Genomic DNA, 15,502 nt, shown 5'->3' with positions numbered 1-15,502 from the left:
GGCGATTGCCATGCTGCTTAACCTGTTCAATGAGATGCGCGCCGCCAAGGTGCCCGTGTCGGTGCGTGAATTGCTGGACCTGATCAACGCGCTGAAACAGCGGGTGATCTTCGCCGACATGGACGAATTCTATTACCTGTCCCGGGCAATCCTGGTGAAGGACGAACGGCATTTCGACAAGTTCGACCGGGCGTTTGCCGCGTACTTCAACGGCCTGGAAAAACTCGACGATCACCTCCAGGCGCTGATCCCCGAAGACTGGTTGCGCAAGGAATTCGAGCGTTCGCTGACCGACGAGGAACGGGCGCAGATCCAATCCCTGGGCGGCCTGGACAAGCTGATCGAAGAATTCAAGAAGCGCCTGGAAGAACAGAAGGAACGCCATGCCGGCGGCAACAAATGGATCGGCACCGGCGGAACCAGCCCATTCGGTTCCGGCGGCTTCAACCCGGAGGGCATCCGCGTCGGCGACGCCGGCAAGCGCCAGGGCAAGGCCGTCAAGGTCTGGGACCAGCGCGAATACAAGAACCTCGACGACCAAGTGGAATTGGGCACCCGCAACATCAAGATCGCCCTGCGCCGACTGCGCAAGTTCGCCCGCCAGGGCGCGGCCGAAGAGTTGGACATCGACGGCACCATCGACCACACCGCGCGGGATGCCGGCCTGCTCAACATTCAGATGCGTCCCGAGCGACGCAACACCGTCAAGCTCCTGCTGCTGTTCGACATCGGGGGCTCGATGGATGCCCACGTGAAAATCTGCGAAGAACTGTTCTCGGCCTGCAAGACCGAGTTCAAGCACTTGGAGTATTTCTACTTCCACAACTTCGTCTACGAATCGGTGTGGAAGAACAACCTGCGCCGCACGTCGGAGCGCACGTCGACCCAGGACTTGCTGCACAAGTACGGCGCCGACTACAAAGTGATTTTTATCGGCGACGCCGCCATGGCGCCCTATGAAATCACCCAGGCCGGCGGCAGCGTTGAACACTGGAACGAAGAAGCTGGTTATGTGTGGATGCAGCGCTTCATGGAGAAATACAAGAAGCTCATATGGATCAACCCGTACCCCAAGGACACCTGGGGGTATACCGCCTCGACCAACATCGTGCGCGAGTTGGTGGAGGACCGGATGTATCCGCTGACGCTGCGGGGGTTGGAGGAAGGGATGCGGTTTCTTTCCAAGTAGGATTTCGGGTGCCCTTTAGGGCCTCATCGCGAGCAAGCTCGCTCCCACAGAGATCTTCGTCACACATGAGATCTCTTGTGGGAGCGAGCTTGCTCGCGATGCTTCTAGCCTTTCAAAAACACCTGCAGGCATTCAACCTGCTGCCGATGCGCAACCTCCTGCACCACCGGCCGCAACCGCACCGGTGTTCCCGGCAGGCATTGCGCCAGCCGGGCCAGGGACAGCGGGGTCAACGCGCCCAGGCGTGGATAACCACCGATGGTTTGCCGATCGTTGAGCAGCACGATCGGCTGGCCGTCCGGCGGCACCTGAACGGCACCCAGTGGAATACCTTCGGAAATCATCGCCGGCCCCTGGTATTCCAGCGCAGTGCCCAGCAGCCGCATGCCCATGCGGTCGGCGCGACTGTCCAGTGTCCACTCGGTATTGAACACATCAAACAGACTGCGCCCACTGAACGCGCCGTTCTGCGCGCCGAGAATCAGGTCCAGCGGCTGCACCTGCTGGAAATCCGGAATCCGCGTGTACGGCATGGGCCGCGGCGTCGCCGGGCCTGAATAGCTCAAGCGCTCACCGCGACTCAGCGCCCGCCCTCGCCCATCCAGGCCACCGAGCTCTTCGCGCACGACGGTCGAGCGGCTGCCCAGGACATGCGGCGCGTCGAACCCGCCGGGCGCCGCCAGGTAGGCCCGGGCGCCAAGCACGGGCTGGGTGAGCGCCAGCACTTGGCCTTTGCGCAAACTGAAGAAGCGCCACGACGCCACGCCCTGGCCATCGATACGCGCGCCGAGGTCCGCCCCGGCCAGCGCCAGCACGCAATCGTCTTCGGCCACTACCGTGAAGCCGCCAAGGGTGATCTCCACCACCGCCGCGTCCAGTGCGTTGCCGAGCATCCAATTGGCCCAGCTCATCGACAGCCAGTCCGCCGCGCCGCCCTGGGTCACGCCCAGATGCCTCACGCCGAACCGGCCGGCGTCCTGCAACAGGCACAGCGGGGTGCTGGCCTCGATCAATAGACGGCTCATGCCTGCGCCTCCAACGGTGTGTCGTCACCGCCCAGGGCGATGAATTCGGCGTGATCGACGGCGGCAAAACGCACCGTGTCACCGGGCTGCATCAAGCTGTAGCCGTCGCGCTCGCGGTCGAACAATTTGGCCGGGGTTCGCCCAATCAGATTCCAGCCGCCCGGTGAGACCACCGGATACGCCGCTGTCTGGCGTTCGGCAATGCCGACGCTGCCTGCCGCTACACGCTTGCGCGGGGTGTCGAGGCGCGGTGCGGCCAGCACTTCGTCCACCAATCCCATGAACGCAAAACCTGGCGCAAAGCCCAGGGCAAACACCTGGTATTCGCGCTCGCTGTGGCGGCGGATCACCTGCTCCACCGTCAGCCCGCTGCGACTCGCCAGCAAACCCAACTCGGGTCCGACGCTGGGGTCGTACCACACCGGCAGCACATGGCATTGCCCAGCAGAGCGGGCATCCGGGGAAAGATTGTTCAGCGCTTCCCCGACCAGATCGCGGGCCTGGGCCGGCGTCAGGGCAAGCAAATCGTAATGCACCATCAAGGTCGTATAGGACGGCACGAGGTCGATCAGATCGTCGGCGAAAACCTGACGTAGACGCTCGCTGGCGGCGAGCATCCACGGCATATTGGCCTCGGCGATTTCATCGAACAGGCGCACCATCAGGCAATCCACCGCCACCACTTCCACCCGTGGTTTCATGGCGTACTCTGCCGGTCCAAGGCTTCGCGGATGCGTTGCACGGCGGCCACCGAACTGGCGTTGTCGCCGTGCACGCACAAAGTGTTGGCCTTCAGGTGCAAAGCGCTGCCGTCGTTGGCGGTCAGCGCATCGCCACGAGCGATCGTCAAGGCCTGCCCGATGATGACTTCGGGATCGTGATGCACCGCGCCTGGCGATTGCCGCGAGACCAGGCGACCGGCGTTGTCGTAGGCCCGGTCGGCGAAGGCTTCGAACCACAGGGTCACGCCGTACTCATCGCCCAAGGCCTGGGCGGCGCTGTTGTCACGGGTCGCCATGAGCATCAACGGCAACTCTCGGTCATAAGCGGCGACGGCCTGGATCACGGCGCGCAGCTGCGCAGGGTTGGCCATCATGTCGTTGTACATCGCGCCATGAGGCTTGACGTAGCTGACGCGTCCACCCTGGGCGCGGCAGATGCCGTCGAGGGCGCCGATCTGGTAGTGCAGCAGATCCTGCAGTTCCTGGGCGCCATAGGCCATGGAACGCCGGCCGAAACCCGCCAGGTCCTGATAGGCCGGGTGCGCGCCGATCCGCACGCCGTGGCTCAGGGCCAGGCTGACGGTCTTGCGCATGATGCTCGGGTCGCCGGCATGAAAGCCGCAGGCGATGTTGGCGCAGTCGATGAAGGGCATCACCTCGGCGTCCAGACCCATGGTCCAATTGCCGAAGCTTTCGCCGATGTCGCAGTTCAATAGCAGGCGGTTCACGGTGAACGCTCCTGTAGGTTCTTTCTTCTATGACCGTGGGATTTGCATCCCACAGGTTATCAGTTACTCGGCTTCCAACTGCTTGCCTTGGGTTTCCGGCAGGCTCAGGGCCGCCAGGATCACCACGCCGTAGGACACCGCCGCGAACGCACCGATGCCGACACTCAACGGCACCTTCTGGCTCAGGATACCGATCAACAGCGGGAACAACGCCGCCACCGCCCGGCCAATGTTGTAGCAGAACCCCTGGCCCGAACCCCGGATGCGGGTCGGAAACAATTCGGTGAGGAACGAGCCCATGCCGCTGAACATCCCCGACGCGAAGAAACCCAGGGGAAAGCCCAGCCAGAGCATCACGTTGTTGCTCACCGGCACCTGGGTATACAGCAATACGATGGTGAACGAGCCCACGGCAAACAGGACGAAGTTTTTCTTGCGACCGAGGATGTCGCTCAAGTACGCGCTGATCACGTAACCCACGTACGAACCGACGATAACCATCGCCAGGTAGCCACCGGTACTCAGGACGCTCAGGCCACGCTCGTTCTTGAGGAAGGTCGGCAACCAGGACGTGATGGCGTAGTAGCCACCGAGGGCACCGGTGGTCAGCAGCGAAGCGCGAATAGTGGTGAAGAGAATGCCGGGGGCGAAGATCTCGTAGAACTTCGCCGGATTTTCTGGCGTCAGCCGCGCCTTGGTCTGGTTATAGACTTCCGGATCCTTGACCAGGCGGCGAACGAAAATCACGAACACGGCAGGCACGATGCCGAGGATGAACAAGGCGCGCCAGGCGTCTTCCGGTGGCAACACCGAGAACAGCAGCGCATACAGGATCGCCGTCATGCCCCAGCCCAGCGCCCAGCCCGATTGCACCATGCCTACCGCCTTGCCGCGATCCTTGGCACGGATCACCTCGCCCATCAACACCGCGCCAGCGGTCCATTCGCCGCCGAAACCGAAGCCCATCAAGGTGCGGGCGATCAGCAGTTGTTCGTAGCTCTGGGCAAAGCCGCACAGGAAGGTGAAGAACGCGAACCACAGCACCGTCAGTTGCAGGGTGCGCACCCGACCGATGCGATCCGAGAGAATACCGGCGACCCAGCCGCCCAAGGCCGAGGCAATCAGGGTGCTGGTGTGGATCAACCCGGCCTGTCCGGTGGTGATACCCCACATCGCAATCAGGGTCGGCACCACGAAGCTGAGCATTTGCGTGTCCATGCCGTCCAGGGCGTAGCCGATCTTGCAGCTCCAGAAGGTGCGGCGTTCCTGTTGGTTGATGTTGCGGTACCAATCGAACGGACCGGAACGGGCCTGGGGTTGGGGGACGCCGAGCGTGTCGGGTGCACTCATGGTGGTTCTCCACGGTTTTATTGTTGTGAGTCTCGACGACGCAGACGTGGAGACCGTTGCCCCGATTCTTGAGCGCACAGCCGATCGCGTCCAACGAATAAAACCTTGGCCGGGTCATAAGAAAAATTTGATTGGGAGGGCGAACAGCCAGAGAACGGAGAGGACACCGTTGTGGCGAGGGGATTAATCCCCTCGCCACAAAAAGCCCGCGGCGGCGCTACAGCCCGCGCAGGTCGCGCTCTTCGATCGGCCGGCTCTGGCGCAGCCGCTTGCCGCCCAGCACCACCCAGTCGATCAGGCGGAACAGGCATTCCAGGCCGAACGATAGCAACATCGCGCCGCTGATGCCCCAGATCATCGCTTCCGGGGTCAGCAGGATCTGGTAGCTGTAGCCGTTCCAGGTTTCCTTGCGAATATCCGGGTCGGCCGCCAGCGCCACTTGCAGCAGGCGGATGTACCAAGGGCCTTGCATCGCCTGGAACTGCTTGTCCAGGGCCTGCTGGCGCACGAGCAAGGTGTTCAGGCTGTCGGCGTCGCTGCGAAAGATCGGGTCTTCGCTGGCGCGGTAATGGGCCACCAGGGCCTGCATGTCACCCTTGAAGAATTGATTGGCGGTGCCCTGGAAACCTTGCAGGCCGGTTTGCGCCTCGATCAGGTGCGCCTCGACCCGCTTGGCGTAATCATTGATGAAACCCGGCACCTGGACCCCGACCAGCAGGCCCACCGCGAACAACACCAGCCGTAGATAACTGAGCAACATAACGTGACGTCCTTATTCGGTGCGGCCATGGCTGACGCATTCACCGCGTCGCCACAGGCTCCATTGACCCGGTTCGTAGCGGGTCCAGGTTTCGTTTTCGGTCAAGGGTTCGGTGGCGATCACCGTGACCACATCGTTGGGGGTGGTTTCAGCCTGGAAATCCACGATGACGTCGACATCCTTGAGCCGCGCCGGGCCGAACGGCGCGCGCCGGGTGATCTGGGCCAGTTTGGTCGAGCAATAGCAGAACAGCCAGTCGCCATCGCTGAGCAGGCAGTTGAACACGCCTTTGCTGCGGTATTCGGTGCAAGCCTCTATCAACGACGGCAGCAACTGTTCCACTTCCACCGGCTCGGGGAAGGCCTGGCGCACGCGGTTGAGCAGATCGCAGAAAGCCGCTTCGCTGTCAGTGTCGCCCACCGGGCGGTAGAAGCTTGCGCCCGGCTGGAAATCGGCAAGCTGGCCGTTGTGGGCGAAACACCAGTTGCGGCCCCACAACTCGCGCACGAACGGGTGCGTGTTGGACAGGCAGACCTTGCCGACGTTGGCCTGACGGATGTGCCCGATGACCACTTCGCTCTTGATCGGATAGCGCTGCACCAAGTTCGCCACTTCCGACTCGCTGCTCGCGGCCGGGTCCTGGAACAGGCGCAGGCCACGGCCTTCGTAGAAGGCGATGCCCCAGCCGTCACGGTGCGGCCCGGTCTTGCCGCCGCGCTGCATCAGCCCGGTGAAGCTGAACACGATGTCGGTCGGCACATTGGCGCTCATGCCCAATAACTCACACATGCTCGAACCCTCGATTGATTGGGCAGCCCGACTACAGGCGTGGTTCGATTCGCGAACGCTGGGGGTTGCTCGGCACGGGTGGCCGACCGTAACGGTCGTCACCGGCCACACCGAACGGCGGCTCGTCATCAGGCTCCGCAGCAGCGGCGGCTTTCGCGGCGGCCGCCCGCTCCCTGCGAGCGTTGGCAGCGCGCTCGATGGGGAAGCGGATCAGCACGAAAAGCAGATAAAGGCCAAACGCGATCATGCCGTACATGAGCAGATCGGACGCCGCGCGCCAGACGTTGTTTCCCACCTTGAACAACAGGTCCAGGGCGGCGATGGCCAGCGCCGGGGCAAACTTTTCCTTCACCGGGTCCACGATGGTGGGGCTGAACAGCAGCACTGCCATCAGCAGCCGCAGCGGCTCGCGCAACCAGCGCCACATGAAGCGGGTCATGCGCATCCAAACCAGGAGGCAGCCCAGGGCGGCAAAGGCGTACAAGCCCCAGGCAATCAGATAGTCGTTCTCGGTCATGGTGTCCATGGCAAGGCAGGCAAAGAGGCGCTTATAGTAACGGCTTTTCGCTCGCCAGGCTGCCCCGGCTTCTGCAGCAGACTGATGCGGTCAAATTTCCAGCTCGGCGACCGAACCGACCCTGCAGGCCACTTGTCCCTTTTCGTATCACGCTCGAGAGTTTTTCCATGCCCCTATCTGCCCAAATTTGCGATGCCCCGATTGCCCGCAAGGACCCCGGCGTCGACCCGTATGCCTGGCTGCAGGAGCGCGACACCGATGCCGTGCTCGAATACCTCAAGGCTGAGAACAGCTATCAGGAAGCAGTGCTCGCCGACCAGGCCGAACTGCGCGAAACGCTGTTCCAGGAAATCAAGGGACGGATCCTCGAGACCGACCTGTCGCTCCCTTCACCGTGGGGCCCGTACCTGTATTACACCCGCACCACGGCCGGCGACGAATATCCGCGCCACTACCGCTGCCCGCGTCCGGCCGACAACAGCCTGACCGTCGACGAAAGCCGTGAACAGCTGCTGCTGGACCCTAACGCCCTGGCCGGTGGTGGGTTCTTTGCCCTGGGCGCGTTCAGCATCAGCCCCGATCACCAGCGCCTGGCCTACAGCCTGGACACCACGGGCGATGAGATCTACACACTGTTCGTGAAGGAATTGTCCAATGACAAGGTCAGCGAACTGTCCTTCGAGAACTGCGACGGCAGCATGACTTGGGCCAACGACAGCCTGACGCTGTTCTTTGGCGAACTGGACGAGACCCATCGCCCGCATAAGCTGTTCCGCTATCGCCTGGACGGCACCGCCGCCGAAGAAGTATTCCACGAGCCGGACGGGCGTTTTTTCCTGCACTGCTACCGTTCAAGCTCGGAACGCCAGCTGATCCTGTCCCTGGGCAGCAAGACCACCAGTGAGGTCTGGGTGCTCGACGCGACGCAACCGCAGCTGCCGTTTACCTGCGTGGCGCCACGGGTAGAAGACCATGAATACGACATCGATCATGGCCTGCTCGACGGTGAATGGACCTGGTTCATCCGCAGCAACCGCGACGGTATCAACTTCGCGTTGTACCAGGCGGCCGACACAGGTGCGGCGCCGATCGAGGCTGACTGGCAGAACCTGATCCCCCACAGCGACACGGTGATGATCGACGGCCTGAGCCTGAACGCCACGGCCATGACCTTGAGCCTGCGCGAAGGTGGCCTGCCGATCATCGAAATTCACCCACAGGGTTCGCCGAAATATCGGGTGCAATTGCCAGACGCGGCCTACAGCCTGCACGTACAGAACAGCCTGGAGTTCGTCAGTGAGCGCATCCGCCTGCGCTACGAGGCGCTGAATCGCCCGGCGCAGATCCGCCAGCTGGACCTGGCCAGCGGCAATCAGGTCGTGCTCAAGCAAACCCCGGTGCTGGGCCCGTTCGATGCCGATGCCTACGTGAGCCAACGACTCTGGGCCACCGCGCCGGACGGCACACAGGTGCCCATCAGCCTGGTGGTCAAGCGAGAATCCCTCGGCAAACCCGTGCCGCTGTACTTGTACGGCTACGGCGCCTATGGCGAAAGCCTCGACCCGTGGTTTTCCCATTCGCGGCTGAGCCTGCTGGACCGCGGCGTGGCGTTCGCCATCGCCCATGTGCGCGGTGGCGGCGAATTGGGCGAAGCCTGGTATCGCGCTGGCAAGCAGGAGCACAAGCACAACACCTTCAGCGACTTCATTGCCTGCGCCGAACACCTGGTCGCCAAGGGATTGACCACCGCCGACCAGTTGGCGATCAGCGGCGGCAGTGCCGGCGGGCTGTTGATCGGCGCGGTGCTCAACCAGCGCCCGGAACTGTTCAAGGTCGCGATCGCGGAAGTGCCGTTTGTCGACGTGCTCAACACCATGCTCGATCCCGAGCTGCCATTGACCGTGACCGAATACGACGAATGGGGTAATCCCGAGGAGCCGGACGCCTATGATCGGATCAGGGCCTACGCCCCGTACGAAAACGTCCGCGCCCAGGCGTACCCGGCCATGCTGGTGATCGCCGGCTACAACGACAGCCGCGTGCAGTATTGGGAAGCGGCCAAGTGGGTCGCGAAGCTGCGGGCCACCAAGACCGATGACAACCCGCTGCTGCTCAAGACCGAACTGGGCGCTGGCCATGGCGGCATGAGCGGTCGCTACCAGGGATTGCGTGACGTAGCACTCGAATATGCGTTTGTGTTGAAGGTTTTGGGAGTGGCCTGAGGAACTCTGGACGATGGCCGGGTCTTAGCTCCATGCGCTGGGCCCCGGATGCAACACAATCCCCTGTGGGAGCGAGCTTGCTCGCGATAGCGGTGTGTCGGTCAACATTGATGCTGGTTGAGCTGACGCCATCGCGAGCAAGCTCGCTCCCACAGGTTCCGCCATACATTCATGGCGATCCATAACCGCAAAAACGATAAGAAAAGACCGTGACGACATGTCAGAACCGACCTTACTGAACAAAGAAATCCGCGATTGGCTGATGGACTGCGGTCTGTTCGACCAATTGCTGCCCGTCGACTTTGCCGCCGCCTCGGGTTACTTCAGCATCAGCACCATCGCCCAGGGCGAGGCGATTTTCCGTGAAGGTGATGCCGGCAGCTTCATGTGCATCCTTCACACCGGCCAGGTGGCCGTGCAGAAAACCGGTCCCGACGGCCAGCCAGTGACCATCGCCACGCTGCGCAGCGGCCGGGCGTTCGGTGAAATGGCCGTGCTCGACGGCGAACGGCGCTCGGCCAGTTGCATCGCCGCCACCGATTGCCAGTTGCTGAACCTGGGCAAGGACTCCCTGGAAAAAATGCTCAACGACGCGCCCAAGATCGCCGCCAAGATCATCCGCGCCCTCGCCGTCTCCCTGTCCAAGCGACTGCGAATGGCCGATGGGCAGTTGCTGTCGCAGCAGGTCTAGCCCCTCTATTAGCTAAAACACAGAACCTGTGGGAGCGAGCTTGCTCGCGAAGGCGGCGGGTCAGTGGGTATCAATGTTGATTGACACACCGCTATCGCGAGCAAGCTCGCTCCCACAGGGAATGGCGTCGTATTCGCAATCTACCCCCCCGGCGACTTGACCTTCGGCGGCTTGGGCTCCAGCCCCGGTATCGGCTGATCCTTTGGCGGCCTGGGCATTTCGATAGGCGGCAACAGGGGCGGGCCGTTCCCTGGCGCCACCTTGGGCACGCCGCTGGGCGTAACCGGCGGATACGGCATCGGCGTGGCGGTGCCCGGCGACCCGGGAATGCTGGGCGGGCTGACCGGAATGGTCGGCTGCTGGGCTTGGGCGCAACTTATCGAGAGCGCCGCCAGGGCAATGGCCGTTAGAATGATGCACTTCATCAATGGCTCCGTGGCTATTGTCTGCTTTCAGGCTAGCCCCTGACGGGCCGGTCTGCTCCTTCCCCATGAGATTTCCATGAAACGTTTTGTTCTGCTCGACACCACGCCTATCCCTGACAACGGCGGCGCCCTGTGCCTGTTCGAGTACGGCGAAGATTTCGTGATCAAGATCCAGGGCGGCGACGGCGGGCAGTTGATGAACACCCGCATGCACGGTTCCGAAGACGCGCTGGCCGAGATCCCCTGCCGCAAGGTTGCCGGTCGCCCTGGCTCGCGCGTGTTGATCGGCGGACTCGGCATGGGCTTCACCCTCGCCTCGGCCCTGAAGCATCTGGGCAAGAACGCCGAAGTGGTGGTGGCCGAGCTCGTGCCGGGCGTGGTGGAGTGGAATCGCGGGCCCTTGGGTGAAAAGGCCGGGCGACCGCTTTCGGACCCGCGCACGGTGATCCGCATGGAAGACGTGGCCAAAGTGCTGCAAGCCGAGCCCCAGGGGTTCGACGCGATCATGCTCGATGTCGACAACGGCCCGGAAGGCCTGACCCAAAAAGCCAACAGCTGGCTGTATTCAGCCGGTGGCCTGGCCGCATGCGCCAAGGCCCTGCGGCCCAAGGGCGTGCTGGCGGTCTGGTCGGCCAGCGCCGACCGGCAGTTTTCCGACAAATTGAAGAAGGCAGGTTTCAAGGCCGAAGAGGTGCAAGTGTTCGCCCATGGCAACAAAGGCACCCGCCACACCATCTGGATTGCCGAGAAACTCAAGGGCTGAGCTAAACTCTGTCCAACCGTCATTCAGTCTTTTCTACAAAGGTGAACCCATGAGTTCGTCCACCCCACCGTCCAACACCGCCAAGCTGGACCGCATCCTCGCCGACGCCCAGCGCGACCGGGAAATGGGCTACCGCGACAAAGCCCTGAAAATGTACCCCCACGTCTGTGGCCGCTGCGCCCGTGAGTTTTCCGGCAAGCGCCTGAGCGAACTGACCGTTCACCACCGCGACCACAACCACGACAACAACCCCCAGGACGGCTCCAACTGGGAGCTGCTGTGCTTGTATTGCCACGACAACGAGCACTCGCGCTACACCGACCAGCAATATTTTGGCGACGGCTCCCTCAGCACGCCGAAGATCGCCAAGGCGACCCACAACCCGTTCGCCGCGTTGGCTGGGTTGATGAAGAAAGACGAGTAACGAGCCTTTGTGGCGAGGGAATTTATCCCCGCTGGGCTGCGCAGCAGCCCCAATATCTCATTGACCTAACGCAGGGGGGCCGCTACGCGACCCAGCGGGGATAAATCCCCTCGCCACAGGAATTCCTTGAGCGACACAAATCCAGTGTGGGAGCGAGCTTGCTCGCGATGGCAATCCACCAGACACCACACATCTCGAACCTGACCTCCCTCCCCCATTCCCCGTATAATCGCGCCTTTTCCCAAAGGCACCCCGTCCGTGGCCAACAAACGCTACAGCTGCATCGGTCTGTTCAACCCCAAGTCACCGGAAAACGTCGGTTCGGTCATGCGCGCCGCCGGCTGTTACGGCGTGGCGTCGGTGTTCTACACCGGCAAGCGCTATGAACGCGCCGCCGATTTCGTCACCGACACCAAGAAGGTCCACTACGACATTCCGCTGATCGGCATCGACGATTTGAAGAAGATCCTGCCCCTGGGCTGTGTGCCGGTGGCCGTCGAGCTGGTGGAAGGCGCCCGTCCATTGCCCGAATACACCCATCCGGACCGAGCGCTGTATATCTTCGGTCCCGAGGACGGTTCGCTGGACAAGGACATCCGCGACTGGTGCGAAGACGTGATCTATATCCCCACCAACGGTTGCATGAACCTGGCGGCCACGGTCAACGTCGTGCTCTACGACCGCATGGCCAAAGGCAACAACACGCGCTCGGGTCCGCAATTCCGCTGACCGGCGGGAAATTCCATGGAACGACGGATTCGCTCTGGCAGTCAGCTTTATACAATTCCCCACACTGGAGACAGATCATGAGCGATAACAATCCGTTCGGGCCGGTGGATACCACCCCTTTCCAATCCCGCAGCCCGCAAAACGTGCACGGCTGGGAGCGCATCGGTTCATTGGCCGGTGGGGTACTGATGATGGGCAAGGGCTTGCGCCGTGGCGGTGTGATCGGCCTGGCTCAACTGGCGATCGGCGGCATGGCCCTGGCTCGCGGCATCACCGGCCATTGCACGGCGAAAAGCCTGCTGGAAAAAAATCGCCAACATCTGCATGACGCCCGCGCCCGCATCGAGCAGGCGGGCGATGAGCTGAGCCGCATGAAAGCCAATGCCGAAGCCGCGACTGGCACGGCTACGGTGACGGGGAATGATTCGTTGAGTTCGCCTAAGGCTGGGCTCTGAATTTGCCCCAGAGCAACTTCCCTTCCACAGATATTTTGGAATTGCACAGCCTCGTGGCGAGGGAGCTTGCTCCCGCTTGACCGGGCTGGCGCTCCAGTGCGAAGCGCTCATCGCTTTTTTGGGCCGCTGCGCGCCCCAGCGGGAGCAAGCTCCCTCGCCACAAAAGCCTCCAGGCCAGCGCGTAAAACTGTGGGGCCTGCTCGCGATAGCGGTATTACTGAAGTAACCGGGTATCCAACACGGTAGAACCCTCACCCAGGATGCTCTCGCTGAGCTGCACAAACTCCGGTGTGTCCACCGTCTCCAGGCGCATCGCCCCTTGCAGCACGTCATCGAGCGAGCGCTTGTTGCGGGTCTTCAGGCGAATCTCCCGGTCCAGTTCCTGCAGCAACAGCACGGCCTTGGCGACCATCGCCGGGCTCACCTGCTCGCCACGCAAGGTCGTGACGCCCTTGCTGTCCCGGGCGAGACGAACATTCAGGGCTTCATAGCGCTCATCGCTCATGCCGCCGGCACGGCGCAACAGTTCGATGGCGTAGTACTCGTTCAATCCTTCGCTGATCCAGTCACTGCGATCTTGATCGTTGATGCGCACCAGCATCTGCATCAACTCCCGCAACAACGGACTGCTGCCCCGTTCGCTGACCAACGGCGGGCGGCTGTGCAGGTAGATCGATTCGTGGCCCGCCTGGACGCCACGCCACATCGGATCCCCGGCACCGACGATCAGCAGTTTGGCCGGATGACGCGGCACCACTGCCTGCACCTGCGGCCAGACAAAAGTCAGCAGCGTCAGCACATCCATCCGCCGCATGCCCTGGCCCAAGGGCGAAGCCACTGTCACTTCGGTCTCGCCCAGGCGCGTGCGGCGACTGCCGAGTTTGCCGGCGAGCATCCAGCCCGTGGGGCGATCGAACAAGCGCGAGGGGTTATCGATGCGAAAGCGTTGCTTGCCGATACGCGGCCAAGGCGTCTCGATGCTTTTCCAGCCGTTGGGCAGTTCGAACTCCAGGCGAGAGACCAACTCGATGCCGTCCTGCTGGTCCAGCTTCGCCGGTGGCACCAGGTCATCGCCGCGCAGCAGCGCCCAGCTCGGCGTCATGCGGGTTTCGAAAGAGCCGTTCTTGCGCGATTCGCTGATGCGCACGCGGTAGGTCAGGCTCGCCTTGTCGGCGGCGGGACGCCAAACGCCCCGCGATGCCTTGCCAGGCGTGAGCTGCCATTGGCCGTCCGCCTTGAATCCGCTGTAGCGACCGTCATCGCCCAGGTCGAAATCCAGGCTACGCACTGCCGAGCCTCGCGCGAGGGTCAGGCGCACTTCAGCCTGGTCGCTCTGCGGCAACAGGTGAACGTGGTAATCCAGATCAACTTTCTGTGCTGCCCACAGCGGCCCGCACACCGCCAGCAGCCCCGCCGCCAGCATCCATTTCAATCCTGCAGCCATGGGCGCTCCCTGGTGATGCGATGCCTTGTGTTCAGCCCGCGCGAAAGATCAGGTGGTCTTCCCAGTCTTCTTCGGCCACGCTGCCTTCGGCCAGCATGCGCCCGGATTGGGAAATGCGTTCGTGGTGCACGGCGTCGCGATCACCGCAGACCAGGTGGTGCCACAGCGGCAGGTCCTTGCCCTCGCTGACCAGGCGATAACCGCAGGTCGGCGGCAGCCATTTGAACTGATCGGCCTTGCCCGGCGTGAGCTGAATGCAGTCGGGAACGAAGTCGCGGCGATGGGCGTAGTCGGTGCACTGGCAGGTTTTCAGGTCCAGCAGTTTGCAGGCGATACGCGTGTAATAGACGGTGTTGTCGTCTTCATCCTCAAGCTTTTGCAGGCAGCACAGGCCGCAGCCGTCGCACAGCGATTCCCACTCTTGTGGATCGAGCTGATCGAGGGTTTTGCGTATCCAGAACGGTTCGACTTTGGCGGCCATGGCTCAAGCATCAACATCATGTGGTGAAAAGGCCGACAGTCTAGTGCCGCGACCTCCCGAGGCCAAGCATTGGCGACTGTCGGTAGAAGGGGCTTGTCAGGCCGGACGCCGGGACGTAGGTTGCTTGATCACGTTTCCGAACCCAGCCCAGGTGAGCCCATGAGCGCCAATTCCCGCATCGCCGATTACACCATCCATCCTCAATTCATCGAGCGCTGGTCGCCGCGCGCCTTCACGGGCGAGACCATTGCCGAAGAAACCCTGCTGAGCTTTTTCGAAGCCGCGCGCTGGGCCCCTTCGGCGTACAACTCACAGCCGTGGCGTTTTCTGTATGCCCGTCGCGACACGCCGAACTGGGAGCGCTACCTGGGCCTGCTCAACGAATTCAACCGTGGCTGGGCCCAACACGCCTCGGCGCTGGTGATCATCGCCTCGAAAACCACCTTCGCGGTGCCCGGCGCCACGGAAGAAACCCCGGCCCAGTGCCACACCTTCGACACAGGCGCAGCCTGGGGCCACCTGGCGTTGCAAGCGAGCCTCAGCGGCTGGCATACCCACGGCATGGCCGGCTTCGACCAGGAGCTGACCCGCAAGGAATTGAAGATCCCGGACGGCTACGCCCTGCACGCCGCCGTGGCGATCGGCAAGCTGGGGGATAAGTCCACCTTGGCCGACTACCTCCAGGCCCGCGAAGTCCCAAGTCCGCGCCGGCCGTTGAGCGAGTTGGTGGCCGAGGGTGATTTCACTCTTTAAAGCAGAACCACGGTGTCTACTCAAGTGTGAAACCG

The 15,502-nt window shown here is 62.6% G+C and carries 18 protein-coding genes; 8 read left to right on the top strand and 10 right to left on the bottom strand.

The window, feature by feature from the left end:
• Positions 1-10 precede the first annotated feature (10 nt).
• Positions 11-1,189, top strand: coding sequence for a vWA domain-containing protein (locus FHK92_RS02740; protein WP_003198888.1), 1,179 nt, complete (start codon positions 11-13; stop codon positions 1,187-1,189).
• Between the two features lie 104 nt (positions 1,190-1,293).
• On the opposite strand, the gene FHK92_RS02735 is transcribed toward FHK92_RS02740, so the two are convergent.
• The 7 genes from FHK92_RS02735 to FHK92_RS02705 form a co-directional block, all read right to left on the bottom strand.
• The gene (locus FHK92_RS02735) at positions 1,294-2,214 is read right to left on the bottom strand and encodes a 5-oxoprolinase subunit C family protein (RefSeq protein ID WP_181286711.1); all 921 of its coding nucleotides are present in this window, start codon (positions 2,212-2,214) and stop codon (positions 1,294-1,296) included.
• On the bottom strand, positions 2,211-2,915 hold the full coding sequence (gene pxpB / locus FHK92_RS02730) for a 5-oxoprolinase subunit PxpB (protein ID WP_181286710.1): 705 nt from the start codon (positions 2,913-2,915) through the stop codon (positions 2,211-2,213). The genes FHK92_RS02735 and pxpB overlap by 4 nt, the downstream gene beginning before the upstream one ends.
• A complete protein-coding gene (locus FHK92_RS02725; protein ID WP_181286709.1) occupies positions 2,912-3,664 on the bottom strand; it encodes a 5-oxoprolinase subunit PxpA in 753 nt (250 codons plus the stop codon). Before FHK92_RS02725 ends, pxpB begins: the two co-directional genes overlap by 4 nt.
• A 63-nt stretch (positions 3,665-3,727) precedes the next feature.
• On the bottom strand, positions 3,728-5,014 hold the full coding sequence (locus FHK92_RS02720) for an MFS transporter (RefSeq protein WP_181286708.1): 1,287 nt from the start codon (positions 5,012-5,014) through the stop codon (positions 3,728-3,730).
• 217 nt (positions 5,015-5,231) lie between these two features.
• Positions 5,232-5,774 carry a DUF2937 family protein gene (locus FHK92_RS02715; RefSeq protein ID WP_003184238.1) on the bottom strand — a complete coding sequence of 181 codons (543 nt, stop codon included), beginning with the start codon at positions 5,772-5,774 and terminating at the stop codon, positions 5,232-5,234.
• A gap of 12 nt (positions 5,775-5,786) precedes the next feature.
• Entirely contained in the window at positions 5,787-6,563 is a 777-nt protein-coding gene (locus tag FHK92_RS02710; protein ID WP_181286707.1) for a class II glutamine amidotransferase, read from the bottom strand.
• Positions 6,564-6,594: 31 nt separating this feature from the next.
• Entirely contained in the window at positions 6,595-7,089 is a 495-nt protein-coding gene (locus tag FHK92_RS02705; RefSeq protein ID WP_181286706.1) for an MFS transporter, read from the bottom strand.
• A gap of 158 nt (positions 7,090-7,247) precedes the next feature.
• On the opposite strand from FHK92_RS02705, the gene FHK92_RS02700 reads away from it, so the two are divergent.
• Both FHK92_RS02700 and FHK92_RS02695 read left to right on the top strand, forming a co-directional pair.
• Entirely contained in the window at positions 7,248-9,302 is a 2,055-nt protein-coding gene (locus FHK92_RS02700; RefSeq protein ID WP_181286705.1) for a S9 family peptidase, read from the top strand.
• Between the two features lie 217 nt (positions 9,303-9,519).
• Complete coding sequence (locus FHK92_RS02695) at positions 9,520-9,993, top strand: cyclic nucleotide-binding domain-containing protein (RefSeq protein ID WP_030141184.1); 474 nt, start codon at positions 9,520-9,522, stop codon at positions 9,991-9,993.
• Between the two features lie 140 nt (positions 9,994-10,133).
• On the opposite strand, the gene FHK92_RS02690 is transcribed toward FHK92_RS02695, so the two are convergent.
• Positions 10,134-10,418 (bottom strand): hypothetical protein, encoded by a 285-nt coding sequence (locus FHK92_RS02690; RefSeq protein ID WP_181286704.1) that lies wholly within the window; start codon positions 10,416-10,418, stop codon positions 10,134-10,136.
• Between the two features lie 76 nt (positions 10,419-10,494).
• On the opposite strand from FHK92_RS02690, the gene FHK92_RS02685 reads away from it, so the two are divergent.
• From FHK92_RS02685 to FHK92_RS02670, 4 genes are all read left to right on the top strand, one after another.
• Positions 10,495-11,181, top strand: coding sequence for a spermidine synthase (locus tag FHK92_RS02685; RefSeq protein ID WP_181286703.1), 687 nt, complete (start codon positions 10,495-10,497; stop codon positions 11,179-11,181).
• Positions 11,182-11,230: 49 nt separating this feature from the next.
• Positions 11,231-11,605 carry a YajD family HNH nuclease gene (locus FHK92_RS02680; protein WP_003184246.1) on the top strand — a complete coding sequence of 125 codons (375 nt, stop codon included), beginning with the start codon at positions 11,231-11,233 and terminating at the stop codon, positions 11,603-11,605.
• A 258-nt stretch (positions 11,606-11,863) separates the two neighbouring features.
• Entirely contained in the window at positions 11,864-12,334 is a 471-nt protein-coding gene (locus FHK92_RS02675) for an RNA methyltransferase (protein WP_030141187.1), read from the top strand.
• Positions 12,335-12,411: 77 nt separating this feature from the next.
• The gene (locus tag FHK92_RS02670; protein WP_181286702.1) at positions 12,412-12,789 is read left to right on the top strand and encodes a YgaP family membrane protein; all 378 of its coding nucleotides are present in this window, start codon (positions 12,412-12,414) and stop codon (positions 12,787-12,789) included.
• Between the two features lie 214 nt (positions 12,790-13,003).
• Here the strand turns inward: FHK92_RS02670 and FHK92_RS02665 are convergent, their stop codons facing one another.
• A complete protein-coding gene (locus tag FHK92_RS02665) occupies positions 13,004-14,233 on the bottom strand; it encodes a hypothetical protein (RefSeq protein WP_181286701.1) in 1,230 nt (409 codons plus the stop codon).
• Between the two features lie 31 nt (positions 14,234-14,264).
• Complete coding sequence (locus tag FHK92_RS02660; RefSeq protein ID WP_030141190.1) at positions 14,265-14,714, bottom strand: YcgN family cysteine cluster protein; 450 nt, start codon at positions 14,712-14,714, stop codon at positions 14,265-14,267.
• 159 nt (positions 14,715-14,873) lie between these two features.
• Between FHK92_RS02660 and FHK92_RS02655 the strand changes: the two genes are divergently transcribed.
• On the top strand, positions 14,874-15,467 hold the full coding sequence (locus tag FHK92_RS02655) for a nitroreductase family protein (RefSeq protein ID WP_181286700.1): 594 nt from the start codon (positions 14,874-14,876) through the stop codon (positions 15,465-15,467).
• Positions 15,468-15,502: the final 35 nt, after the last annotated feature.

Origin of the sequence: Pseudomonas brassicacearum subsp. neoaurantiaca (assembly GCF_013608025.1) — a bacterium.
In the GTDB taxonomy this organism is placed as follows: domain Bacteria; phylum Pseudomonadota; class Gammaproteobacteria; order Pseudomonadales; family Pseudomonadaceae; genus Aquipseudomonas.
Note: the sequence above shows the minus strand (reverse complement) of the source record. Positions and strands in the feature narration are given on the sequence as shown.